Here is a 26,408-nt window from a genome sequence, read left to right on the forward strand (position 1 = left end):
ACGGTGTTTTTTTTGCGGGGATCAGTTGATGTCTTTGCCACCCGCATCTTTAGGTAAAACGATTTGAAATGCCGTGTTGCCCGGGCTGTTCTCCAGCGTTAGCCGGCCCCCGTGCAATTCCACGGCGGTTTTGGCGATGGCAAGGCCGAGCCCCGTGCCGCCGTCGCTCCTTCGGGAAGCATCCCCCCGGACGAAAGGATCGAAGATGACTTCTTTAAGTTCGTCCGGGATGCCGACGCCGTTGTCGATGACGTCCAGCAGAACCTCCCGCTCCGTCTCCGACAGTCGAATAATGACTTCCGTGCCGGGCGGGTTATAAATCCGCGCGTTGTTGAGCAGATTGGATATCGTCCGCCGCATCAGTTTGCCGTCATATTCGAAGGTCACTTTGCGATGAGGCAGGCTCAGGCTCAGCAAAATTCCTTTTTCATAAAACTGTTCGTAAGTTTCCGCTGCCAGTTCCCGGATAAGTTCGGCCAGATCGCCCCGGGTTTTCTCAAGCGGATAGTCCGGGCTATCCAGCTTGGACAAGCTGAAAATATCCTCGATCAAAGAAGTGACCAATATCGATTTATTATAAATGAGTTCCAAGTACTTCGACCGTTTGTCTTCGCTCTCCACAATCCCCAATTGCAGGGCCTTGGCATAACCTTGTATGGTCGTAACGGGCGTCTTGAGGTCATGGGAGAGATTCACCAGCATTCGCTGCTTGCTGCTTTGGAGCCGCAAATTTTCGGCTGTCGCCGTTTCCAGCTTCTCCGCCATTTCATTAAATTGCTGTTGGATGAGCGAGAACTCGAACCCTGCCTGATCATCCAGGCGACGATGATATTGTCCCCGGGACATGTCCTGAATGGCTGCGGCGATTTGCTCTAAGGGAGTCGTAATCCGTTTGGCGGTCCAAAGGCTGTAAATCCATACATTCAGTACGAACAACGCTAAAACCAGCAGCAGCCACCACAAGGTGATTTCAATGGTGGCACTTTCGGGATGAACGGCGAATACAAGCAATGCCGAATTGACGATGCCGATCGTCAAAGCGAAATAGACATAGGATTTCGTAAGAGAGGAGAAGAGCTTCTCTTTTTTCTTTTTCATGGCAGCTCATCCCTTTTGGCGAACTTGTAGCCGATTCCGCGAACGGTTCGGATATAGAAAGGTTGTTTAGGAGCATCCTCAATTTTCTCGCGCAGTCTGGAGATATGGACCATGATCGTATTGGCATCATCAACATAATAGTCGGACCAAACCTGCTCAAATAATTGCTGCTTGGTGAAAATGCGGCCGGGCGATTGCATGAAGGTGGTAAGCAGCTTGTATTCAATGGAGGTCAAGGGAATTTCGCGTCCGCCTTTATAAATGACGCAGTCCCTATGATCAAGCACCAGATTCCCGATGGTCAGTTGCTCCGGGGTCTCCGGCGCGAGCTCCGCCGTTTCGTTGAATTCATAAGTCCGCCGCAGTATGGCTTGAATCCGGGCCACTACCTCCAGCGGATTAAACGGCTTGGCTATAAAATCATCGGCGCCCAGGCGCAGCCCGAGTATTTTGTCGCTGTCCTGGTTTTTGGCGGATAGCAAAATAACCGGCAGCTTGTATTCGGTTCGCAGCAGCTTCAGGAGCTGCACCCCATCCAGCTTGGGCATCATAATATCGATGACCGCCAGGTCTATTTTATTTTCCCGTATGCACCGCCACGCTTCCTCGCCATTTCCCGCCTCCAAAATATCAAGGCCTTCCCGTTCCAGAAACAGCCTTAACAGTTCGACAATTTCCGGTTCGTCGTCTACCAGCAATACGGTTCGGTTCACTACCTCATCTCCTTCCGGCTCAGTAGCTCTTCTGTCCAGGGCAGTATCTCTATCGCTAGATTGATTCTCTCTGCCCCCTCTACAATCCTTTTTCTTAAGGTTAATTTAAGGTTGCTGAAATGCCTCTGAAAGAATAGGGGGATAGTCTTAACCACGGGAGGGATTACCATGAAAAGAATGACTTATTGGCTTATGATCCTGTGGATCGGATTGGTCTTGCCGGGGGGCGGGGGGACCGCAGCAAGTGCAGCTCCCGACGCAACCTTGACTGCAGACCAGCTGGAGCAGGTCGTGGATAACGTGATGGAAGCAAATATGGATAAACTGCACATCGCGGGCTCCGCCGTTGTCGTGACAAGGGGGAATGACATTCTGTTCAGCAAGGGGTACGGATACGGTGATGTCGAACGAGAGCTTCCGATGGATCCGGCATCCACGATGATCCGCATCGGATCATTGACCAAGACGGTGGTTGGCGCGGCGGCCATGCAAGAAGTGGAGCAGGGGTTATTGTCGACCGACACGGATATTAACCAATATTTGAAAACCTACAAGGTTCCCGTTTTCGGAAAGAAGCCGATAACGCTTCACGATCTGATGACTCATACCTCGGGGCTGGACCAGGTATTGTATAACGTCGTTTCCCTATCCGAAGGGAAGACGGTCCCGGCGAGTGAATTTTTACGGCAGTATTTTTCAAAACAACCGCCTGTCCGGGAGCCTGGCGAACAATATGATTACAATAATATAAATTTCGGATTGGTTGGAAATCTGATCGAACAAACCAGCGGACAGACGCTAAACGACTATCTGACCGAGCATATATTCAAGCCCTTGGGGATGCCGAGCGCTTCTTTGGAAAAGGGTAACGTCGCCCCCAAGTCCTATCAGTATGCGGGAGAGGGGAAGTACCAGCTTCTGCCTTATGAGCATTTCAATATCCCTGGAGGCGGCGCGATCAATGTGGTACCGAATGAGTTTGCGCATTTCATGATTGCCCAGCTTAACCAAGGGATATATCAGGGCCAGGCCATTATGAAACCCGAGACACTTCGGTCCATGCAGGATCTTCAATACACCGCCCATCCCTTGTTGGAGGGTTTCGGCTATGGTCTTATGAGAGGCAAACTGACTGACGGAACGCCCATACTGTGGCATACGGGGGATGTGGAAGGATTTTCATCCAAGATGGTATTAATCCCTTCAGAGCGGATCGGCATTTATGTCGTCGTAAACACGGGTGAAGGGGGCAGCCAGCTGCAAGAACAAGTAATCGGGGCTATCGAAAAACGGATGGGCGGAGGAACAGCCGCTCCGGAAGAGCCGGAAGTTTCGGGCGGTGATTTGAAACGGTATGAGGGCCGGTACGCCTACCGTTTGAGTCCGCAGCATGGCTGGGGGAAATGGATCGCGTTTTTTGAGCGAAACAGCTTTGATGTAAAGCCAGCGGGTAACAAGCTGGAGGTGAGCGGCGTTTTTCCGCTAGGCAGCGGGGAAGTGGAGCATAAAGCCTTTTACTCCATTGGTGACCAAGTCTTCCGCGAACAAGGGGGAAGCCAGAAGCTATGGTTCCACCAGCAGGGAGGAACATGGAAAATGACCGGGATCGACGGAGCTACCCTGGAGAAGACGGAATTTTGGCAGCAGTCGTCTACATTGTTGGTGATTTTTGCGGGAATCGGCTGCTTTTGGATCGGGCTGACGGTCATCTGTCTTATTCGCTATTTGGTCCGGTTCATTAGAAAAAGAAAGCAACCGATCTCCGGTCCTATTGCTGCGATAGCTATCCTTTTTTCCGTTTATTTGCCCGTGCAGACGATCTATGGCTTGATGAAAGTGACCTATGGTTTTCCATTATGGTATAGATGGGGAATAGGTTCCTTACCTCTTGTCGCGTTCGGTATAGCCGTCTATATGGTGGTTAGAGCCGTCACGAATCGGACTTCCGGAAAATGGAGCACCGCAGGCCGGGTCTTCATTGCGGCCATTACGGTATTTTGTACGTTGTATTTGTTTTATTGGAACATGCTTCCTATCCATTATTCATAAAGGATTAGGATCTAATTTATATTTCTTCTAATCTGGGAATGATTCCAGCTACCTCCTAATATAATAATCCATATTTATTCATCAACCTCTCATCTAACCTTCATGCAAACTTTCGTGCGGGCATGGTAGAATTTAATTCAGAACTTAGATTAAGTCTAAATCCAATAGCAATTAAATTCGAAAGGATGATTTATAGATGAATAACCGGTTGACTACGAATCAGGGAGCGCCAGTAGGGGACAATCAGAACTCGAGGACAGCGGGACAACGCGGACCGACGCTGCTGGAGGATTATCATTTACTGGAGAAAATCGCCCACTTTGACCGGGAGCGGATTCCTGAACGCGTCGTCCATGCACGGGGGGCGGGGGCTCACGGGGTATTCGTTACCGAGCACGGCATGTCCGAATTTACCAAGGCGCATTTCCTGCAGGAGGTAGGACGGGAAACTCCGGTGTTTGTCCGCTTCTCGACGGTGATCCACGGACAGGGGTCGCCGGAGACGGCCCGCGACCCGCGCGGGTTTGCGGTGAAGTTTTATACGGAGGAAGGCAACTATGATCTGGTCGGAAATCATTTGCCGGTATTTTTCATCCGTGACGCGATCAAGTTCCCTGATATGGTCCACTCGTTGAAGCCCGCGCCGGATACGAATATTCAGGACCCTGCCCGCTATTGGGACTTCATGTCGCTGTCGCCGGAATCGACGCACATGATGACCTGGGTGTTTTCGGATAACGGCACGCCGGCGAGCTACCGGCAAATGGACGGATTTGGCGTACATGCATTTAAGTGGATCAATGCCGAAGGGAAAATCACCTACGTCAAATACACATGGAAGTCGAAGCAGGGCGTGGTGAATTTATCAGCGGACGAAGTGCGTGAAGTGCAAGGCGGGGACTTTAACCATGCGACGCGAGACCTTCATGATCAGATTCAGCAGGGCAACTTTCCGCTGTGGGAGCTGAACGTACAGCTGATGCCGGTCGAAGACGTCGATCTGTGGAGCTACGATCCGCTTGACCCGACGAAAGTATGGTCGGAATCCCATTATCCGCTCATTCCTGTAGGTACCATGACGCTGAACCGCAATCCGGAAAATTTCTTTGCCGAAGTGGAACAATCCGCATTTTCTCCAAGCGTGCTGGTGCCGGGGATCGAACCGTCGGAAGATAAATTGCTGCAAGGCCGGTTGTTCTCTTACCCGGATACCCAGCGTTACCGGCTTGGCGCCAATTACCTGCAAATTCCGGTCAACTGCCCGTACGCACCTGTTCGCAATCATCAGCGGGACGGCCTCATGAACGTGATGCAGGATTCGTCGCCGGTCAACTATGAGCCGAACAGCCTGGAAGAAAGCCCGAAAGAGGACCCGGGGTACCGCGACAGCGTTGTGCCGGTGAACGGCCATATCGGCCGCGAAAAAATTGCCAAGACCGATGATTTCACCCAGGCAGGCGAATTGTACCGCAGCTTTACTCCGGAAGAGCAGGCTAATCTGATCAGCAACCTGGTGAACGATCTGAAGCAAACAACGGAACAAACCCGGTTGCGCGCCATTTGCAATTTCTTCCGTGCCGATGTCGGTTATGGCATGCGTCTTGCGCAAGGCCTGGGCGTGGATATCAGCGGCTTCATTCCGGCAGCGGGGAGTCAAGAGCAAGAGGCATAAACGGGGGTTGAACCAAATAAAACATAAAGAAAGACGGAATCCGGAAGGGTTCCGTCTTTTTTTGCAGTAATGTTATATATGGGACTTCCTGGATTATCAAAGATAGATGCTTCATTGGATAATTTCCAAGCAAAGGCTGTTTTCGGAGGTTTTGTTGATATTCGGTTGGAAAATATCCAATCTAATCGTAGTCAGGACAAAGATAGGATTCATAACGGAGAGGGTGAGAGTATGACTTTTGACAACAGTCCCGTCATAACCTTACGGGATTTAAGAATGAAATTTGCGGACAGGTATGTCTTGAATGGCATCGATTTGGACGTGCACCCCGGGCAAATCATCGGATACATCGGTCCTAACGGGGCGGGTAAGAGTACGACGGTTAAAATTATGCTGGGCCTCGTTGAAGGATACGCCGGCGAAGTCCGGATTTTCGGAGCAAGCCCGAGTGACGGCGGAGTGGAATACAAGAAGCGTATCGGCTACGTGCCGGAAGTCGCGGAAATGTACGATACGCTGACGGCACGGGAGTATCTGACGTTTATAGGCGAACTGTACGGCTTGAGTCCCGGGGAGGCGGAGAGCAAAGCGAAGCGCCTGATGGAAATGTTCGGGCTGAGGGATGTGTTCAATGTGCGGATCGCCACCTTTTCCAAAGGAATGAAGCAGAAGGTGCTGATTATTTCCAGCCTGCTGCATAATCCGGATATTCTGTTCCTTGACGAGCCGCTGAGCGGGCTGGATGCCAACAGCGTGATGGTGGTGAAGGAAATTCTTGCCCTGCTGGCCGCTCAAGGGAAAACGGTCTTCTATTCCTCGCACATCATGGATGTCGTGGAAAAGATCAGCGACCGTATCATTCTCCTGGATGGGGGACGCATCGTGGCTGACGGCAGCTTCGAGCAGTTGAAGGGCCAGAGCCAGGAAGGGTCGCTGGAGCAGATCTTCAATCAGTTGACCGGATTTAACGAGCATAGGGAGATCGCGGAGCAGTTCGTGGCGATCGTGCAAGAGGTGTAGCCGATGAACGAGTCGAGTTTGCTGCGGGTGCTGGACCGGTTCAAAGGCGTTTTTGGAAAAATCGGGGTGGATTATCCCGTGATGCGGCGCATTCTCCAGGTCAAGCTGACGATGGACGGAAGAAGAGTGCCCACGATTATCGGCAAGTCCCGGAAAAAGGATGGGGAAGACGGCGGAACGGAAAAAAACCAGTTTTTCGGTTCCTTGTGGCTGTACCTGATTTTCGGGGCGTTCAGTTCCATGTTTGTGGCCCTCGGGGACAACTTTATTTTTCAGATGAGCCTCATTTTCGGCATTTTTATGTTCATGATCATGACTTCACTAATTTCGGACTTCTCCTCCGTGCTGCTGGATATCCGGGACCGCAACATCTTATCCACGAAACCGGTGAATCGCAGAACCATCGCGATGGCGAAGACGCTTCATATTTGCTTCTACCTGTTTTTCCTGACCGGGGCGATCGCAGTCGTTCCGCTGGCAGTAGGGCTTGTGCGGCACGGTATCGGCTTTTTCCTGCTATTCGCGGCGGAAATAATCTTGATGGACCTCTTAATCGTCGTAATTACGGCACTGATTTACCTGGGAGTGCTTAAATTTTTTGATGGCGAGAAGCTGAAGGACTTCATCAATTATGTGCAAATCGGACTCACCATCGCCATCGCGCTCGGGTACCAGTTGCTGATCCGGCTTTTCGATTTCGTGGATATGCAGCAAGCGGCGTTCCAGCCGAAATGGTGGCAGTTCGCCCTTCCTCCGCTGTGGTTCGGCGCACCGTTCGAGATGATGCTGCACAGGGACGGGAATCCGCTGTTTCTTTTGCTCTCCTTGCTGGCTTTGGCCGTTCCGGTGCTGGCCTTCCTATTGTATCTGAAACTGATGCCTTCGCTGGAAAAGAATCTGCAAAAGCTGTCCGACCCGGGCAGCCGCAAAAAAGAGAGTGCGGGAAAAGGGCTGAAGGCGGTATCCCGCCTGCTGTGCTCGAGCCCGCAGGAGCAAGTATTTTTTCGGTTTGCCTGGACGATGATGGGAAATGAACGCGAATTTAAGCTGAAGGTGTATCCTTCCATCGGATTCTCGCTGATTTTCCCTTTCATTTTCTTGTTCACGAATGGCACGGAGCGCGGAATCTCCGGACTTCCGGGAAGCAAGCTGTATCTGTTTATTTATTTTTGCGCCCTGCTGGTGCCGAGCGTTCTTTTAATGCTCAAATATTCGGGAAGCTACAAGGCTGCCTGGATTTACCGGGTTTTGCCGATCGGAGATCGGGTTCCGGTTTACCGGGGGACTCTGATTGCCGCCGTGGTCCGGCTCATTTTGCCCCTGTATGCGGCGGAGGCCGTCATCTTTGCCATTCTGTTCGGCGCCGGGATTGTTCCGGATTTGATTGTGGCCGGCCTCGCCATTTTAGTCTATACCGTGATTTGTTTTGCTTACCTGAGCAAAGCGTTGCCGTTCTCCGAACGGTTTGAAACGGCGCAGCAGAGCGAAGGCCTGCGCATGATTCCGCTTATGCTGCTGCTGTCGGGCTTCGGGCTGGTGCATTATGTCGCTACCCTGGTTAGTTTCGGCACCTATGTGTACGCGGCGTTGCTGCTGGCCGCCAACTGGATTCTATGGCAAAAAGCGTTTTCCTCAAAATTGCCGTGACCGGAGAGGTACGAATACAAAATCATATATCACAGACGGAGGTTGAAGATGGACAGGAGGACTAGAGAACCCGGACGGGAACGTCGTCAGGAAGGACCAAGAATCCGCCGGGAGAAGGCGACAGTCGGACACATGATCGAAATCTTCTGCAAAGGTAAGCATCCAAAGGAACAAAAGCAAGAAGGGTTATGCCCGGATTGCCGGGAGATGCACCGTTACGCCATGAACCGGTTGTCATACTGCCGTTTCGGGGAAGAGAAATCGACCTGCGTGGACTGTCCGGTCCACTGCTATGCCCCGGATCCGAGGGAAATGATCAAAGAGGTGATGCGATATGCCGGTCCGCGCATGCTGTGGTCCCACCCGGTACTGACGATCCGGCATATGGTGGATGGACGGAAATCCAGATGATTTCTAGATGACACAGTTTTTTCACAACCGGGACCCGAAATGAAAAGTCAGCGGCGCAGCAAGGTTTATTTAACTTTGTTCACGATTGTGACATCTATCATGTGATTCTTGTCACAAAATTATTACTTTTTACCCGTGTATCTTCATAATTCCGTGATAGAATTCACATTAGTTAAGAATTAATATTGTGTGAGAAAGAGGGAAGAAAAATCATGGATGTGTTAGTGCTTGCACGACTTCAATTTGCGGCGACAACCATTTTTCACTTCTTCTTCGTTCCTTTGTCCATCGGTCTGGTGCTCCTGGTTGCGATTATGGAGACCATGTATGTCGTCAAAGGGAAAGAGGAATACAAACGGATGGCGAAGTTCTGGGGGAAACTGTTCCTGATCAACTTTGCCGTCGGCGTTGTCACAGGGATTATCCAAGAGTTCCAGTTCGGAATGAACTGGTCGGACTATTCACGGTTTGTGGGTGACGTTTTCGGCGCGCCTCTGGCGGTGGAAGCCCTGTTTGCCTTCTTTATGGAGTCCACCTTTATCGGGCTGTGGATCTTCGGTTGGGACCGTTTGTCCAAAAAGGTCCACATGGTCTGCATCTGGCTGGTGGCGCTCGGAACGACCGTATCGGCGTTCTGGATTCTGGCCGCCAACTCATTCATGCAAAGACCGGTCGGCTTTGAGATCAACAATGGGCGTGCGGAAATGAACGATTTCTTTGCCCTGATCGGCAATGGCCAATTGTGGGTGGAATTTCCGCATACCGTGCTGGGTGCATTTGCCACCGGCGCATTCATGATTACGGGGATCAGTGCCTATAAATTGCTGCGCAAGCAGGATGTGCAATTTTTTAAAAAATCGTTTACGATCGCAGTCATTGTAGGTTTGGTCGCCTCCTTCTCCACCGCGTTGTTCGGCCATCAGCAGGCGCAATACCTGGTGAAAACCCAGCCGATGAAAATGGCGGCTTCCGAAGGGCTTTGGGGCAAGAGCGGCGATCCTGCACCTTGGACGGTTTACGCTCATATCGATTCGGATAATGAAAAGAACAATTTTGAAATCAAGATTCCTTATTTGCTCAGCTTCTTGTCTTACAGCTCGTTCTCGGGCGAAGTCAAAGGCATGCATGAACTGCAAGCGGAGTATGAACAAACCTATGGCCCCGGGGACTACATTCCTCCGGTACGCACGACCTTCTGGAGCTTCCGGATTATGATCGTCGCCGGCTGTCTGATGATTCTGCTTGGCTTGTACGGGGCTTATCTGGCGTGGCGCAAAAAGTTGGAAAAGCCGAATAAATTTTTCTACCGCTGCATGCTGTGGGGCATTTCGCTTCCGTTTATCGCCAATACGGCAGGCTGGGTAATGACGGAATTCGGTCGTCAGCCTTGGACGGTATTCGGCTACATGCAGACGAAGGACAGCGTTTCGCCGAGCGTGACATCAGGCCAATTGTTGTTCTCCCTGATCGCTTACTGCACGATTTACACCGCGCTGGCGATCGTGATGGTCTACTTGTTCGTGAAGACGATCAAGAAGGGGCCGTATGCCGAAAACATCGACGATCACTCGTCGGATCCGTACTCTAAGGAGGGATACCATGCTGTCTCTTAATGAACTCTGGTTTGTGCTTGTGGCCGTATTGTTCATCGGTTTCTTCTTCCTGGAGGGATTTGATTTCGGCGTCGGAATGAGCACTCGTTTTCTTGCCAAAAATGATATGGAGCGACGCGTGCTGATCAACTCCATCGGCCCGTTCTGGGACGCTAACGAAGTGTGGCTGCTGACCGCGGGCGGCGCGATGTTCGCGGCATTCCCGAACTGGTACGCCACGATGTTCAGCGGTTATTATACCCCGCTCGTAGTTCTCTTGCTCGCCTTGATCGCTCGCGGGGTGGCATTTGAATTCCGCGGGAAAGTAGCGAACGGGAAGTGGAAAGGTACCTGGGACGTGGCGATTTTCCTCGGCAGCCTGCTGCCGCCGTTCCTGCTTGGGGTCGTTTTTTCCGGCCTGATGAAAGGTTTGCCGATCGACGGCGATATGGAAATGAAAGCCGGTCTGTTCGATATGGTTAATATTTATACATTGGTAGGCGGAATTACCGTCGTTGTCCTTTGTCTGGTACACGGGCTCATGTTCGCATCGCTGCGGACGACCGGTTCCTTGCAGGAGCGTGCGCGGAAATTGGCCAAGAAATTATTGATTCCGCTGGCTGCCTTGTTCGTTATTTTTGCCGTAATGACTTATTTCCAGACGGACGTGTTCAAGGTTCGCGGTCTGGTCCTGGGATTGCTTGCCGTAGTCGGTCTGGTCTGCTTCCTGCTCGCGGGAATGTTCATGTCCAAACAAAGAGACGGCTGGGCATTCGGCATGACGGGCGCGCTCATCGCGCTCTCGATCTCTTCCGTATTCGTCGGTTTGTTCCCGCGGGTTATGGTCAGCTCGATCAGCGAGACGTTTTCGCTTACCATCCATAATGCGGCATCCGGCCAATATTCGCTGAAAGTCATGACGATCGTAGCTTTGACGCTGCTGCCGTTCGTACTGGGATACCAGATTTGGAGCTACTTTGTTTTTCATAAACGTGTTCACGAAAAGGAGCATTTGGAGTACTAATGGGTCGCGGACTAATGAAATACAAAGGGATCAAGCCGGTTCTTGTCATCATGGGCGGTCTGACCCTGATTCAAACTATTGCTATCATATTGCAGGCAAAATGGTTGGCGGAGGTCATCTCCGCCCTGTTTGCCGGCGCCAAGCTGCAGGAACAAGCCGGCGGGGTCGGCCTGTTCCTGCTTGCTTTTATGGCCCGGCAAGGAAGTGGATTGCTGATGCAGAAGGCGGCCTACCGGTTTGCCGAAGTGACCGGGCAGTCGCTGCGCAAGCAGGTGCTGACCAAGTTATTCGAGCTGGGTCCGCGCTTTGCCGGCCGGGAAGGCACGGGCAATCTCGTCACCCTCGTGCTTGAGGGCGTAACGAAGTTCCGTAACTACCTGGAGCTGTTTCTGCCGCGGATGCTGGCCACGGGGATTACTCCGGCGTTGGTTTGGTTATACGTATTTACCCTGAACAAAACCTCGGCGGTCATCTTATTGGTGACGTTGCCGATTTTGATCATTTTCATGATCCTGATCGGACTTGCGGCCCGCAAGCAGACGGAACGCCAGTTAAAAACCTACCGCACGCTGTCGAATCATTTCGTCGATTCGCTGCGCGGCTTGGAGACGCTGAAATTCCTGGGACGCAGCAAGAGTCATATCGATTCCATCGACCGGGTCAGCGATTCCTACCGGTCCGCGACGATGCGGACGCTTCGCGTCGCGTTTCTGTCTTCGTTTGCGCTGGATTTCTTTACGATGCTGTCCGTGGCGTCCGTGGCGGTGAGCCTGGGCTTGCCGCTGGTGAAGGGACAGATCGAACTGCTGCCGGCGCTGACGGTGCTGATTTTGGCGCCGGAATACTTCTTGCCGGTGCGGATGGTCGGCGCCGATTTCCACGCCACGCTGGACGGCAAAGAAGCCGGCGAAGCGATGGAAGGTATTATCGCGTCCGCGGAGAAAGAGGCGGCCAAGGCAGCGCCGGTTCCGGCGGGCGCCGATATGAAGTGGACTCCGCAAAGTACATTGGTGCTGCGCGGCGTGGGCCTGACGCATGAAGCGGAAAGGGGCTCGGACGGTTATGCCGGAGATCGGGAAAAGGCCGATATGGCCGGAACGGCGGAAGCAGGGGGAGCTGAAACGCATCCCTCTCTGGACGGCGTGGATCTGAAGATCAGCGGGATGCGCAAGATCGGCGTTATCGGCGAGAGCGGTGCCGGGAAATCGACGCTGATCGATGTGCTCGGCGGATTCCTGCGGCCGACGGCGGGAAGCATCGAATTGAACGGCACGGTGCTAGGTGACTTGAGCCCGGAAGATTGGCGGAAGCAGATTACCTATATTCCGCAAAAGCCTTATATTTTCAGCGGCTCGCTGGCTGACAACATTTCCTTTAACAAGCCGGACGCTTCGCCCGGCGATGTGAAAGTAGCCGCGGAGGCTGCCGGACTCGGCGCTTTGATCGTAAGCCTGCCCGGCGGGCTGGACGAGCCCATCGGCGGCGGAGGTCGTCCGCTCAGCGGCGGGCAGGAGCAGCGCGTGGCGTTGGCCCGGGCGCTGCTGAGCGAGCGGCCGGTGATTTTGCTCGATGAGCCGACCGCACACCTCGATATCGAGACGGAGTACGAATTGAAGGAGACGATGCTGCCGCTGTTTGCAGGGAAGCTCGTCATTCTGGCGACTCATCGCCTGCACTGGATGCGGGATATGGACGAGATCGTCGTGATGGATCAAGGCCGGGTTACCGAAACGGGTACCCATAAAGAACTTATGGCGCGCCAAGGCGCTTATTATCAATTGGCCGCAATGCAGCGGGAGGGATTGCGATGAAGGGACAGGGACAACAGGGGCAACTGGCGCAGCGGGAGCCGTGGATTACTCCGTATTTTCGGATGTACAGCGGCCGGTTTGCGCTTTACCTGATTCTTGGCGTTCTGACGCTGTTAACGGCTTCGATGCTCATGTTTACTTCGGGCTTCCTGATCTCCAAGTCGGCCACGATGCCCTACAACGTGCTGCTGGTGTATGTGCCTATTGTCGGCGTTCGGGCATTCGGCATCGGGCGGGCCGTCATCCATTATGTGGAGCGGCTTGTCGGCCATGACGCGGTACTGCGGATTCTCTCCAAAATGCGGGTGCGCCTGTACCGCGTTCTTGAGCCGCAGGCCTTGTTCATCCGGTCCCGTTACCGGACGGGGGACATTCTCGGCGCGCTGGCCGATGACATCGAGCAATTGCAGAACGTTTATATCCGTACTGTATTTCCAAGTCTCGTCGCCCTGTTTCTGTATGCCGCGGCGGTAATTGCGCTCGGTTTCTTCGACTGGACGTTTGCCTTGTTGATCGCTTTGTATATTTTCGTGCTGGTCGCGGTGCTTCCGTATATTTCGCTGAAACTGACCCGGAGGATGGACACGGCGGTGAAGCGGGAACGGAACGGGCTGTATCAGAAACTGACCGATGCCGTGATGGGAATCGGGGACTGGGTAATCAGCGGAAGATCGGCTGATTTTCTGCGCGAGTATGAACAGGATGAAGAAGCCGTCATGCGCAAGGAGCGCAAGCTGCGCGCCTGGGCCCGCTGGCGGGTGCTGATCGGACAGCTCGTAGTGGGAATTGCGGTCGTGTCGATGATTTATTGGTCCGGCTCCCAGGCGGCGGCCGGGCAGATCGACTATACGCTGATCGCGGCCTTCGTGCTGGTCGTTTTTCCTCTGGCCGACGCGTTCCTCCCGGTTTCCGAGGCGGTTCAGCGCCTTCCCGAGTACCGGGGGTCCTTGAATCGGCTGGATCGGATCTCGGGTGGGGATAGCGCCGTTCCTTCAGGGGCTTCGGCGGCTAACGTCGCCGTTTCCCCGGAAGCGGTTGATGCAGCAGCCGGCAGCGCGCATCTGCGGCTGGAAGAGGTCCGCTTCGCCTATGGCGACGGCGACGAGAATTCCGTTGACGGCGTGACGCTGGACATCCCGCAGGGCAAGCGGATCGCCGTCATCGGCCGCAGCGGAGCGGGCAAGTCGACGCTGCTGAAGCTGGTCCAGGGGGCCATCGCCCCCACGGGGGGTGCGGTTACCATCAATGGCCTGCCGTCCGCCGGTTACGGCGATGACGGCATCCCGCGGATCATCTCCGTGCTGAACCAGAACCCGCATTTGTTCGACACCACGGTGGCGAACAATATCCGGCTCGGGCGTCCGGACGCGGAGATGGAGGAGCTTGCCCGCGCGGCGGAGCAAGCGCAGCTCGCGGAGCTGGTTGCAGGTCTCCCGCAGGGGCTGGATACGCCGATGCGGGAGACCGGCCAGCGCTTCTCCGGCGGGGAGCGGCAGCGCGTCGCTTTGGCGCGCGTTCTGCTTCAGAACACGCCGGTGCTGATCCTCGACGAGCCTACGGTAGGGCTCGACCCGCGGACCGAGCGCGAGCTGCTGTCGACCATTTTTCGGTCGACGGCCGGCAAGACGCTGCTCTGGGTCACGCACCATCTGGTCTACGCGGAGCAGATGGATGAGATTATCTTCATGGAACATGGCCGCATCCTGATGCGCGGCACCCATGCACAACTGATGGAGCGTGAACCGCGATACAGCAATCTTTATCATCTGGACTGCCCGGAGGAAGATTGAAAATAGCTGCTGCATTTAGTGCACAAATGCGCGGAAGTTTAGGATGGTCTGTAGCTAGTATGCGGATAGTATGTTGAAGTGCACGGTTGGTGCCGGAGCGCATGGATAGTCAATAGCTGGTGCGTGGTTGGTGCGGAAATATGGAGATAGTCTTTTGCTAGTGCATGGTTGGGGCTGGAGTACGACTAGTTTATAGCTAGTGCGCGGTTAGTGCGGAAGTATACAGATAGTTAGTGTGTGGCTAGCGTGCGGAAGCGTAAAGATAATCCGTAGGTAGTATGCGGTTAGTGTACTGTAGTATAAAGTTAGTCGGAAGTTACTCGCAAGTTGGCCCAAGTTATTTCAGAGGTATATGAAGGTACCTTTAGGTGCATCGGGGTACGTCCGATGCACGCCGATCGATTTGCGCTGCTTTACGCTGATTTAAGCTGAGGTTACGCAGACGGTTTCTCCAAGTTACTGTTTTAACATAAATAACTGGAAAACCTCCAGTTATTTATGTCTGTAATCGGTAAATCGGCGAATTAACTGGAAAACCTCCAGTTAATTCGCCACATCGAGCATCAAACGAGCTAAATCAGTTAAATTAACTGCATGTTATCCAGTTAAATGAGGAGGATGAGGAAAAACGACCAAATTAACTGTAGGTTTTACAGTTATTTAATCGGGGAAGCCTTCCGCCAGCGTACGACAAGACGCCAATATATAAATAAAAACGGCTAGGCAAGGGGAAGAACTCCCCGAGCCTAGCCGTTTTTTTTGTTTGCCGGTGCCGGTTTACGGCTCCGTTCCCCATACCAGCGTGCCGCCGATGTAGCCGGTCAGACTGGGAGCGTCTTGGTACGACGTGGAGACGGAGTCAAAGGAATAGTCGTCGCTTTGCGAGTAATTGGTCCAGTCCGTTTTGGACATGCGGATATGGAGGTCGATGCTTTGTCCGGCTGCGAGGCTACCCGCTCCGGTCGTGAAGCCGAACTCGGAGTAATAATCCGCGCCGGTAACGGCTGTCGGCAGTTTGACGAAGGTGCCGGTCACGTTGGAGCTGCCGACCTGGGACCAGTCGCAGAAGAAGCTTTGCCCCTTGTCCCCGTCGATCGTGTAATAGTAACGCAGCTTCACGTCGCTCAGGTTGATGTCATCGCTGCCCGTATTGGTCAGCTTGATGCGGGGACTGATCGTATTGGTTGCGGATTGCAGCGAGCCGTTGAACATTTGCACCTTAAGATTCCCTGCAGGTGCCATAGTCGAATCGACGATACTTACATGCAGCGCCCGGGACGGACCGGAGCTGAATTGGAAGGTCAGATCCAGCGCCCCGAGCGGCTGGGAAGCCAGGTAGCTGCTCAGGATCGTGACATCCGTGCCCGATACGGCGTAGTCCGTACCTTCCGTCAACGGGACGTTGCCGTTTAAGATCGCAGAAAGCGTATTGCCGTTCAGCGTCAGGGTGACAGGAATGTCGGCCTGGCTGCCGGCTTTCTTGTCGAAGGCGGCCGTCACCGGCGAAATTTCCGAACCTGCTTCGGCGGTGCTGTCACTTACCGTCACCGAGAGCACCGCATCGGCTCCACCGCTGAACCGGAAGGTCAGGTTCAGTGCGCCTAGCGGCTGAGCGGCAAGATAGCTGCTCAAGATCGTGACAGTGGAACCGGAGACGGTGTAATCCGTGCCTGCCGCCAGCGGTACGCCGCCGTTCAGAATCGCGGAGAACGTATTGCCGTTCAGCGTCAGGGTGACGGGAATGTCGGCCTGGCTGCCGGTTTTCTTGTCAAAGACGGCCGTCGTTGGCGAGATGGAGCTGTTTGGCACCGGCTCCGCCAGCGTGTCGCCGTAAACGATGCCCAGTCCGTTCGTGCCGACGTAGACGCGGCCGTAAATTCTTGGATCCCCGGTGATGACCGAGTTGGTGGAAGCATACTGATGCTGGTCATCGTTGATGCGGATCCAGCTCGCCCCGGCGTCGTCGGAGCGGAAGATCCCGCGTACTCCGTCGATTTTGGCGCTGGTGTAAAGCGCCATATAATTGAGTCCCGGCGCGGCCTTGCCGAAGCCGATTACGTTTGCTTCTTGCACATTGCTCAGCCGGGTAAAGGTAGACCCGGAATCCGTAGAATGCCAGAGGCCGTATATTCCGCTGGTGCTATTGCCGCCGGCCAGCCAAATATCGCCCTCATGTCCCGGCATCGCTTTGAAATCAAGATCTCCTTCAACAGGGAGCCCCGTAGCAGCGGTTTGGGTGAATGAAACGCCACCGTTGGTGCTGATATAAAATTTACCTGCGGACCAGGCGTAAAACTTGCTCGAATTGACGCGGTCCGAAGCGATTTTTGCTCCGGCGGGAACGCCGGTGCTGGCGGTCCAGGAATTGCCGCCGTTCATGGAGTAATATACGCCTACGTCGGATGTGCTCCACAGCAGGGCGTCGCCGCTGGCGGACAAAGCCACTTCCCCGCCGCCCGTCGTTGCGGACGGTTCACCGTTGCCGGCATACCAGTTTGAACCGCCGTCCCGGGAGAAGCCGATCGACTTGGCGTTAGGGTTGACCGATTTATCGGCTTTGCCTACCCGCACGATGAAGCTAGGGTCCAGTTCGGCATAGTCGATATCGTTCGTGCTGTTCGGGTTGGTCATCATTTTGGGCGGAGCCTGAGTGAGATCGTCGTGACGGAAGCCGGTGGCATCCGGCAGCCCGCTGATCAGGTGCGCACCGCTCGGCGGGCTAATCAAATCATTGACCGCAGTCTCCTCAACGCCTTTCGCCATGACCGACAGGTTGATTTTTTTATTCAAATCCCAATCGGTAAGATTATTAGTTCCGTAAATGGTGGCCCCCGTTCCATACATCATCCGGTTCGAGTTAAACGGATCGATCTCGAGGTCGCCGATCATCCAGCCCAGCTTAGGCGAAATTTCGGGAGGGGAAGGTTGGTTTTCGAAATCCAGCCAAGGTGCTGCCGAAATATCCAGGTTATACCGCAGTGTCCGGGCCGGGTATCCGTCCCAGTCCCAGATTCGGGTCCAAGTCGAGCCGCCGTCGGTACTGCGGAAAATAATCGCGTCCGGCCACCAGGAATTAAGCGTGGCGACCATGAGGGTATTCGGGTGCTGGGCATCCACCGCAAGACCGCCATAACCGTAGTAATTATCGCTGCTGCTGGAAGAAACCGGACTGATCAGGGTCCATGCGTCGGTCGCGGTATTCAGCTTCCAGACATCGCCCTTGGTACCGTCGTACGGCCCGGCGCCATCGCTGTAAGAGATGTACAGGCTGCCGTTTGAAGCCAGGACGCCATGGTGCGGCAGATAACCGGTCGGTTGCCCCGGTATGGCCGACCAAGTGAGTCCGCCGTCGGTACTCCGGTATACGCTTTCATTTTTGTCGGCGACGCCGACGTAAATGGTTTGCGTCGTCTGGCCCGGCGTTCCTGTTGAAGGATCAAACGTAATCCAGGCTAGTCCTACGATGTCGCTTTGGTATTCGTACTCCGGATTCTCGATATAGGTTCCCGCATTTGGGAAGCTGGCAACTTTGCTCCAGGTCGCCCCGTAATCGGTGCTTCTCCACAGTCCGTTGCCGCTTCGGGCTCCGAAATACAAAATGCTGTTCTTATTCGGATCAATCGCCAGCCGCTCTCCCATAGAACGACCCGGCATATTGCCGCCGACTTTGAATGGCAAAGGCGACGCATCCCATGTTTCGCCCCTGTCGGTGGATCTCAAAATGCTGCCATTGTTCGGATCCCAACTGTTTGTGTAAGTGCCGACCGCAAGGTAGAGCCGATCCGGATCGACCGGATCCGTGGCCAGCGCATCGACGCCCGTTTTGCCCCACTCGTCCATGCCGACCCAATCCAGCAATTGAATCCAGCTGTTATCCGCCGGATTCCAGCGGTATGCTCCGCCGATATCCGTACGCGCATAGATCAGATCTGGCTCGGACGTATTAAAAATGATTCCCGGCACGAATCCGCCTCCTCCGCCCGTTACGACCTTGTTCCATTGATAACTCTCGCTAGGCGGCGCCGCCTCAGCCTTGCCCGGCAACCCGGTAAACGCGGTTCCAACAATCAGAACGGATAGAAGAAGCAAATGAAGTCCTTTTAACATCTTTTTTCTTGCCACTCAAAAAACCTCCCTACGTAAGAGTAATGGATTAAAACTCGGTAGTTACGGCCTTTCTGCAGTAGAACGTCAAAAGAATTTACGATGGGTGCTTGGTCCGGAAACAAACCGGCGTTTCGCGGATATTTCTGTGTGCGATATAAGGATGAGGGGAAGTCGAGGCGGATACCGTCTTATATCATAAGAACGAGGAACCCTGCAGGATCAAAACAAACGTAGCGTAATTGCGGTCATCACCTCCTTTAAGGATTTGTGAAAGCGCGTTCATAAATTAGCCTATTTATTCTTCTGCCACTATGAAATGAAACAGCATCCGCACCAAATAAAAAGAAGATAAGAAAAGCAATACTAATTTGTAATAATGTTCCAATCTAATTCGCCTTAAGACTAACTTAATTTAGAAATATAGTCAATATAATCTATTAAATGTAAATAGTTTTCTTTTTGTGGAAAAAGGGTATGATAAATCCCGTCAATTCTTCGATTTAAAATCATATTGGAATTCGCAGGGCCGGTCCGGGATAAGATAAAAGCTATGAAAACTGTTTTAGGCTTCCGTTCCGGGGGGTAACCCGATATAATGGGGGATAATTAACCAATATTACATGATGTGGAAGTATTTTTTTGACATATTGAATTTGAATTTTAATTTAACGTGAGATATCGGTAGGAGTCGGGGGTGGCGAAGTGGAACTGAGGCAAATCCAATATTTCATCGAGGTCGCGAAACTGGAGCATGTAACCGAGGCGTCCTATGCGTTGCATGTCTCGCAGTCAGCGGTGAGCCGGCAAATATTCAAGCTGGAGTCGGAGCTTGGGGTGGATTTGTTCATCCATGAAGGCCGTAAAGTGAAGTTGACGCCGATAGGGCGGCTATTTCTGGAGCACATGGAACATCTGATGAAGGTAATAGATAATGCCCAGCAGGAAATCAGCGAGTATCTGGACCCGGAACGCGGGACCGTACGCATCGGTTTTCCCAGCAGTATGGCCGCGCAAATGATTCCGAAAGTGGTTTCCGCTTTTCGCGGGCGCTATCCGTCGGTTCATTTTCAACTGCAACATGGCTCTTATAAGGAGCTGGTAGAGTGGGTGGCCAAGGGCGACATGAATTTGGCGATTATGGGGCCCGTTCCGCAAAATGAACCGCAAATCAAAGGCGTCGTCCTCTTTGAGGAGAAGTTTGCCGCCTTGCTTCCGGCCGGACATCCTCTGGCCGGACAAACCACGGTCACGCTGAATGAGTTAAAAGAGGATTTGTTTGTTTTGTTTCCGGAAGGCTTCGTGCTCAGGGACATTGTGGTCAAGGCCTGCGCAAATATCGGTTTCCAGCCGAAGGTAAAGTTCGAAGGCGACGATTTGGACGCGATTAAGGGACTCGTCTCCGCGGGCCTTGGACTTACCGTATTGCCGGAAATCGCGCTTAGTGAGCATATCGCTTCGTCCATCGTGATCCTGCCGATCACGGAACCGCATGTTACAAGAGATGTGGGAGTAATTATTCCCGCAAACCGGGAACTGCCTCCAACGGAGAAGTTATTTTATGATTTTTTGCAGGAGATGGCACCGGATTTAGCAAATGCTAGTAAAGAATAGGAATCGCCGAAATAGGGCGGAAAACGTCCGTAAACGGTCAAGAAAGTAGAATAGCTTGGGTGAATCAGGGCAAACTATGATAAAATTCACTGATTATGGTCATTAAGTTAATACTTAATGACTATTTTTATTGAAAATATGATACAATCAATATCGGGTTGTTTACTGCTTAATTGTTCAATTTTTCACTAACTTAGTTGAGTTGTGGGGGAATTGGGGCCCTGATCAACCCCAAAATTCAAGCATTATGGCTTATTGCAAAGGAGAATTGGTATGTCAGAACCGATCACAGAAACAAAGTCTGCACCAGAAACGACGGTCTCGTCCAGCGAAAATGCTCAGCGCGATATCGTTGATCAACTGCTCAAGCCCGAGGTTCAGGAATCCTTGACGGTCCTTGTTCAGCAGCTGCCTAAATTAACCGAACTGGTTAATCTGATGACGAAATCTTATGATTTTGCTAAAACCGTAGCTTCGGATGAAACGCTTAAGAGCGATACAGTCGGGGCGATTTCGGAAATTGCCGGACCGGTCAAAGACAAAGTGAAGAATCTAGCGGCCACCGTTATTGAAGCCAAAGACCGCGCCGATGAGAGCCAAGAAGTTATCGGTCTTTTCGGTTTGCTCAAAATGCTTAAAGATCCGGAAGCTCAAAAGTTGTTCCGTTTCGTTAATGCCTACCTTCAAGTTGCCGGTGAGAAGAGCCGACAAAAATAAATTTGCTATATCCTTTGTACCAACATCTTAATTTGTCAGAACGGAGGACGGATAATTACTATGTCTAAACATATTGTCATCCTGGGTGCCGGTTACGGCGGCGTACTGAGCGCCTTGAACGTACGTAAATATATGACCAAGGAAGAAGCGCGGGTTACCGTAATCAACCAGTATCCAACACACCAAATCATTACTGAGCTGCATCGTCTTGCTGCAGGCAGCATTTCCGAACGCGCGGTGGCTTTGCCGCTGGAGAAGCTGTTTAAAGGAAAGGACATCGATCTTCGCGTCGCCAAAGTCGAGAGATTCTCGGTAGACGGCAAGGAAGTGAAACTGTCCGACGGAACCCTCCTTTCTTATGATGCGCTTGTTGTCGGCCTTGGCAGCATTACGGCATACTTCGGAATTCCGGGGCTTGAACAGTACAGCATGGTGCTTAAATCCGCGGAGGACGCGAACCGCATTCATCGCCATATTGAAGAAAAGCTCGCGGAATATGCAAAAACGAAAAATGCAGCGGACGCTACTATCCTCATTGGCGGCGGCGGATTGACCGGGGTTGAACTGGTCGGAGAAATTGCAGATAAATTGCCGGAGCTGAGCAAAAAATACGGCGTAGATCAATCCGAAATCCAGCTTATGCTCGTAGAAGCCGGTCCGAAGATCCTGCCGGTTTTGCCGGATGTTCTGATTGAACGCGCAACGGCTAGTTTGGAAAAACGCGGCGTCAAATTCCTGACCGGACTGCCTGTCACGAATGTCGAAGGCAACACGATCGATCTGAAGGACGGACAAAAGATCGTAGCCAATACGTTCGTATGGACCGGCGGCGTGCAAGGTCATCCGCTTGTCGGCGAATCGGGCCTGGAAGTCAACCGCGGCCGTGCGACCGTCAACGATTTCTTGCAATCCACTTCTCATAAAGATGTATTCGTAGCCGGCGACAGCGCGGTTTATTTCGGCGCGGACGGACGTCCATACCCGCCAACCGCCCAAATCGCTTGGCAGATGGGCGAATTGATCGGTTACAACCTGTATGCTTCCTTAACCGGCAAGCATCTCGAAGGATTTAACCCGGTCAACTCCGGCACCCTGGCGAGCCTTGGCCGCAAAGATGCGGTAGCTACCATTGGCGCAAGCAACACCCAACTGCGCGGCTTGCCGGCCACGATGATGAAGGAAGCAAGTAACATCCGTTACTTGTCCCACATCAAGGCATTGGATGCATTGGCTTATTAATTAAGCGGCAAGTTTTCAAAATGGCATAATCACTGCCTGGAATAAAGAGCCTTCACCCCGGATCGGAAAAGCGGTCTGGGGGAAGGCTCTTTTTGGTTTTCAATTGATCTCGCGGCTTTTGCGGCTTTCGTTTGCCACTCCTCGCGATTTCCTGCAATACTGCAGGAATTTGAACACAAATAACGCTATATAAGCGGAATTGATGCAATAGTGCAGTAATATGCAACTTGTTCGAATGAAATCGCCGAGGATGAGTAAAATTGATGTATTTTTGCAGGAATACACCCCGACAAAGCTTGGCAAAACCAAAATTACTGCACTTTTGCAGGATTCATGAATGATTAGCCCAGCCCTGCTGTGTCCAGCTTATCCCCGCTGTGCCCAGTCCTACCTTTACTGTCCAGTTCTGTTTCAACGTTCGCCGCCGCCCAACAAAAAAAAAGTATCCGCTGAGCCATGGCCCAGCGGATACTCTCATACCAAATCAAGTAGATACTCTTAGTTTTAAACTACGCCGTGAGCAACCATCGTGTCGGCAACTTTCAGGAAGCCGGCGATGTTGGAGCCGACCACAAGATTGCCTGCATGGCCGTACTGTTCGGCAGCATTCACGCTGTTTCTGTAGATGTTTTTCATGATATTTTGCAGCTTGGCGTCAACTTCTTCGAACGTCCAGGCCAGTCTTGCGCTGTTTTGTGCCATTTCCAGAGCGGATACGGCAACACCGCCGGCATTAGCTGCTTTGGCAGGTCCGAAGTACACGTCATTGCTCAGGTATACTTCAATAGCTTCCAAAGTGGAAGGCATGTTGGCACCTTCGGCCACGAATTTCACGCCGTTCGCCACGAGCGTTTTGGCAGCATCTTCGTTGATTTCGTTTTGCGTCGCGCAAGGCAATGCGATGTCGCAAGGAATGTTCCAGATGTTCTCGCAGCCTTCATGATATTCAGCGGACGGATGCGTGCTCACATATTCCTTGATCCGTTTTCTTTCCACTTCTTTCAGACGTTTTACAGTCTCCAGGTCGATGCCGTTCTTATCGTAGACATAACCGTTGGAATCGCTGCAAGCAACTACTTTGGCGCCGAGTTGTTGGGCTTTTTCAATCGCATAGATCGATACGTTACCGGAACCGGAAACGACGACCGTTTTGCCCGCAAAGCTTTCGCCTTTGGTTTTCAGCATTTCGTCCGTGAAGTATACCAGACCGTATCCGGTAGCTTCCGTACGCGTCAAGCTTCCTCCGTAGGTAAGTCCTTTGCCAGTCAGGACGCCGGCTTCATTTCCGCCGCGAAGACGTTTGTATTGGCCGAACATATAACCGATTTCTCTCGCGCCTACGCCAATGTCGCCGGCGGGTACGTCGGTGTCCGGGCCGATGTATTTGGACAATTCAGTCATAAAGCTTTGCGTGAATTTCATGACTTCGTTATCGGATTTGCCCTTCGGATCGAAGTCGGAACCGCCTTTACCGCCGCCAATCGGCTGGCCGGTGAGGGAGTTTTTGAAAATTTGTTCAAAGCCTAAGAATTTGATGATGCTGGCATTAACGGACGGGTGGAAGCGAAGTCCGCCTTTGTAAGGTCCGATCGCGCTGTTGAACTGAACGCGGAAGCCGCGGTTAACTTGAACGTTTCCTTGGTCATCGACCCAAGGCACGCGGAAAGTAATCAGTCTTTCGGGCTCAACGATTCTTTCCAGAATCGCGTTGTTTTTGTATTTCGGATTTTTGGCGAATACGGGTACCAGGGAATCGAGAATTTCTTTTACCGCCTGATGGAATTCGCTTTCTCCGGGGTTGCGTTTTTTGACGGTTTCATAAACCTCGTTTACGTATGCTTGGGCTGCCTGAAGCTCTGGGCTGGTTTGTGTTGTGATAGCCAATCTCTTCTCCACCTTTCTTTTTTTACACAATATGGTTTGTTCCATTTTTCACGATTTTTATAACTCTAATTGTAATATCCATGTAAGATATAAACAAAACTTTATTTAGATGAAGTTGATGACCATTTGAGATGAACTTTACAGTTCGTGTAAGGTTATTCGGGACGTTCACCCACGCTTGATATGCAAAAAAGCCAGGCGGCTCAAGGCTTGATCCGCTTGGCTAATAAGATTTCAGAAAAATGATTCCGGTTATTTCAAGCTATAGTTTTTTCTCGTAAAAAGTCATTTGGAACAATGCCTTCATTCCAATGGATTCGTACAGTCTGTTCGCGCCAGTCAGGCTAGCGTCATCGACGCTGAGCAAGACTTGCCTGATCCCGCGGGCATATGCGGCTTGAAATACGCGTCCCAGCAGTGCGCGGGCGATCCCTTGTTTGCGCCAGTGCCGCCGCACGCCGAGGAGATCGACATAGATATGATCCCCGAAATTTTTGCTGATGACGAATCCGGCTAATTGATCACCGGCATGGGCCGTGAACCAAAAGCTCCGGTCGTAATGAGTACCGCTTTTTTCCTTCAGCCAGTCGGATTTGTCCACTTCGTAATAGGTTCTCGTATCCTTGAACGTTTCGCGGTAAGCGGACCAAAGCTGATCCTCATCGGCCACGGGATTGTAAAGATCAATGGAAATGCCGTTAGGCGGAGAGGATAAGGCAGGTGGAGTCTGCATCTCCATACTCATCCGGCTATATTTCCGTTGGAATATGTAGCCCTGATGTTCCAGCAGTTGCCGAGCCGGCTCGCTGAGCGCAGGGATGACGTTGGAAAGGCTCCAGGCGGTTTCGGGCGAGCCCAGTGCATACTCGCGGGCCCTGCTTTCTATGCCTTCAAGGAGAAGAGAACCAAGCCCCCGGTTTTTCCATTTCGGATGGACATAGCCGTAGGAAGACAATCGACCTTCTCCATTTTCTTCAAGAAAAGCGAAAGCCGCCACCTCGCCGTTCATCCGAATCATCCAAGAATTGGTGGCCAGCGGGATACCGCCGCAAATGTCCAGCAAGTCTTCAAGCACGAAGTCCGGCTGTCCGTATTCGTCGATATCGCAGGCCACCACAAGCTCCGTAATTTCTTCGGCAAAGGCCAAGTCGGCCGGTTCAAGCGTAACGTTTTGCATATGAACACCCTCTATTTTCCCATAAATTTGATTTCATTATTCCACAGGGTTCCATTTTCTGCCACAGCTTTTTGCATTTTCGATTAAAATAGAAAAAGAGACCGGCCTTAGGGCCGATCTCTCCTTGTAATTCAGGTAGCGCAAACTTGGTTATATCGTGTTCCAGTGGGTAATTTGATCAATAGGCAGGCGGGCCGTGCCGTGTGCAGCCCTGGCGGCTTTCCCCACGGCGATGAGCAAAATAGGCTTCAACGTTTCCGGCAGGGCATAGGCTTCCGCGAATTTTTCGGCGTTAAAACCGCCCATCGGCACGGTATCGTAGCCTTTCGCTTTGGCGATCAGCATCAGTTGCATCGACACGAGACCCGCATCCAAGAGATTGACTTGGTGCAACCGCTCCGGTCCTAAACTGCCGTAACCTTTGGTCAGCCGCTCGACGAAAACCGTTTTTGTGGCTTCATCCATCGCGCCTTTCTCAACAGCCTTCGCATAAATGTTATCGGCTTGCTCGAACGATCTCAGATCGCCGAGAACGGCGATGACGGCAGAGGCATCCACGACTTGTTGCTGGTTGTTGGCGATCGGCAGCAATTGCTCCTTCAGGTTTTCATCATCGATAACGAGGAACCGCCAGGGTTGCAAATTGGAAGAGGACGGAGCGGAAGTCGCCAGTTCCAGCATTTCCTTCAATTCTTCCCTGGAAATTTTGACAGACGGATCGTATACGCGAACCGAGTGTCTCTCTTGAAGCACAGTATAGAACTCATTCAAGTTCACGGTTTCATTCACACCCATGTATCCCATATCCTCCTTAAATATTAATCTTTGATTTTAGTAATGTATCCA

The 26,408-nt window shown here is 52.4% G+C and carries 18 protein-coding genes; 12 read left to right on the plus strand and 6 right to left on the minus strand.

The genetic code is table 11. The annotated features are described in order from the left end of the window. Positions 1-21: 21 nt before the first annotated feature. Together ACLB09_RS14345 and ACLB09_RS14350 are read right to left on the minus strand one after the other, a co-directional pair. Positions 22-1,098 (minus strand): HAMP domain-containing sensor histidine kinase, encoded by a 1,077-nt coding sequence (locus ACLB09_RS14345; protein WP_410770510.1) that lies wholly within the window; start codon positions 1,096-1,098, stop codon positions 22-24. Beyond that, a complete protein-coding gene (locus ACLB09_RS14350; protein WP_410770511.1) occupies positions 1,095-1,811 on the minus strand; it encodes a response regulator transcription factor in 717 nt (238 codons plus the stop codon). The genes ACLB09_RS14345 and ACLB09_RS14350 overlap by 4 nt, the downstream gene beginning before the upstream one ends. Positions 1,812-1,979: 168 nt before the next feature. Between ACLB09_RS14350 and ACLB09_RS14355 the strand changes: the two genes are divergently transcribed. The 9 genes from ACLB09_RS14355 (at position 1,980) to cydC (ending at position 14,827) form a co-directional block, all read left to right on the plus strand. Beyond that, positions 1,980-3,860 carry a serine hydrolase domain-containing protein gene (locus ACLB09_RS14355; protein ID WP_410770512.1) on the plus strand — a complete coding sequence of 627 codons (1,881 nt, stop codon included), beginning with the start codon at positions 1,980-1,982 and terminating at the stop codon, positions 3,858-3,860. A 196-nt stretch (positions 3,861-4,056) separates the two neighbouring features. Next, entirely contained in the window at positions 4,057-5,532 is a 1,476-nt protein-coding gene (locus ACLB09_RS14360) for a catalase (RefSeq protein ID WP_410770513.1), read from the plus strand. A 231-nt stretch (positions 5,533-5,763) separates the two neighbouring features. After that, positions 5,764-6,552, plus strand: a complete 789-nt coding sequence (locus ACLB09_RS14365) for an ABC transporter ATP-binding protein (RefSeq protein WP_410770514.1) — start codon at positions 5,764-5,766, stop codon at positions 6,550-6,552. A 3-nt stretch (positions 6,553-6,555) separates the two neighbouring features. Beyond that, positions 6,556-8,199 carry a hypothetical protein gene (locus ACLB09_RS14370; protein WP_410770515.1) on the plus strand — a complete coding sequence of 548 codons (1,644 nt, stop codon included), beginning with the start codon at positions 6,556-6,558 and terminating at the stop codon, positions 8,197-8,199. Between the two features lie 48 nt (positions 8,200-8,247). Further along, on the plus strand, positions 8,248-8,610 hold the full coding sequence (locus ACLB09_RS14375) for a nitrous oxide-stimulated promoter family protein (protein ID WP_410770516.1): 363 nt from the start codon (positions 8,248-8,250) through the stop codon (positions 8,608-8,610). Between the two features lie 212 nt (positions 8,611-8,822). Further along, complete coding sequence (locus ACLB09_RS14380) at positions 8,823-10,223, plus strand: cytochrome ubiquinol oxidase subunit I (RefSeq protein WP_410770517.1); 1,401 nt, start codon at positions 8,823-8,825, stop codon at positions 10,221-10,223. Continuing rightward, on the plus strand, positions 10,210-11,226 hold the full coding sequence (gene cydB, locus ACLB09_RS14385) for a cytochrome d ubiquinol oxidase subunit II (protein ID WP_410770518.1): 1,017 nt from the start codon (positions 10,210-10,212) through the stop codon (positions 11,224-11,226). Before ACLB09_RS14380 ends, cydB begins: the two co-directional genes overlap by 14 nt. Further along, a complete protein-coding gene (gene cydD, locus ACLB09_RS14390; protein WP_410770519.1) occupies positions 11,226-13,037 on the plus strand; it encodes a thiol reductant ABC exporter subunit CydD in 1,812 nt (603 codons plus the stop codon). The genes cydB and cydD overlap by 1 nt, the downstream gene beginning before the upstream one ends. Then, entirely contained in the window at positions 13,034-14,827 is a 1,794-nt protein-coding gene (gene cydC / locus ACLB09_RS14395) for a thiol reductant ABC exporter subunit CydC (RefSeq protein WP_410770520.1), read from the plus strand. Before cydD ends, cydC begins: the two co-directional genes overlap by 4 nt. Positions 14,828-15,604: 777 nt before the next feature. Here the strand turns inward: cydC and ACLB09_RS14400 are convergent. Next, positions 15,605-18,934 carry a X2-like carbohydrate binding domain-containing protein gene (locus tag ACLB09_RS14400; RefSeq protein ID WP_410770781.1) on the minus strand — a complete coding sequence of 1,110 codons (3,330 nt, stop codon included), beginning with the start codon at positions 18,932-18,934 and terminating at the stop codon, positions 15,605-15,607. Between the two features lie 702 nt (positions 18,935-19,636). On the opposite strand from ACLB09_RS14400, the gene ACLB09_RS14405 reads away from it, so the two are divergent. The 3 genes from ACLB09_RS14405 to ACLB09_RS14415 all read left to right on the plus strand — a co-directional run bounded on the left by ACLB09_RS14405 (position 19,637) and on the right by ACLB09_RS14415 (position 22,501). After that, positions 19,637-20,545: a LysR family transcriptional regulator gene (locus ACLB09_RS14405; protein WP_410770521.1), complete on the plus strand. Its 909-nt coding sequence runs from the start codon at positions 19,637-19,639 to the stop codon at positions 20,543-20,545. A gap of 273 nt (positions 20,546-20,818) precedes the next feature. Further along, positions 20,819-21,262, plus strand: coding sequence for a DUF1641 domain-containing protein (locus tag ACLB09_RS14410; RefSeq protein ID WP_410770522.1), 444 nt, complete (start codon positions 20,819-20,821; stop codon positions 21,260-21,262). A 60-nt stretch (positions 21,263-21,322) separates the two neighbouring features. Then, a complete protein-coding gene (locus ACLB09_RS14415; protein WP_410770523.1) occupies positions 21,323-22,501 on the plus strand; it encodes an NAD(P)/FAD-dependent oxidoreductase in 1,179 nt (392 codons plus the stop codon). Positions 22,502-23,005: 504 nt separating this feature from the next. On the opposite strand, the gene gdhA is transcribed toward ACLB09_RS14415, so the two are convergent. The 3 genes from gdhA to ACLB09_RS14430 all read right to left on the minus strand — a co-directional run bounded on the left by gdhA (position 23,006) and on the right by ACLB09_RS14430 (position 26,357). Then, on the minus strand, positions 23,006-24,385 hold the full coding sequence (gene gdhA, locus ACLB09_RS14420; RefSeq protein ID WP_410770524.1) for an NADP-specific glutamate dehydrogenase: 1,380 nt from the start codon (positions 24,383-24,385) through the stop codon (positions 23,006-23,008). Positions 24,386-24,647: 262 nt separating this feature from the next. Continuing rightward, the gene (locus ACLB09_RS14425; protein WP_410770525.1) at positions 24,648-25,562 is read right to left on the minus strand and encodes a GNAT family N-acetyltransferase; all 915 of its coding nucleotides are present in this window, start codon (positions 25,560-25,562) and stop codon (positions 24,648-24,650) included. Between the two features lie 150 nt (positions 25,563-25,712). Beyond that, positions 25,713-26,357 (minus strand): nitroreductase family protein, encoded by a 645-nt coding sequence (locus ACLB09_RS14430; RefSeq protein ID WP_410770526.1) that lies wholly within the window; start codon positions 26,355-26,357, stop codon positions 25,713-25,715. Positions 26,358-26,408 lie beyond the last annotated feature (51 nt).

It is taken from the genome of Fontibacillus forbon (genome assembly GCF_046559655.1).
GTDB lineage: Bacteria > Bacillota > Bacilli > Paenibacillales > Paenibacillaceae > Fontibacillus.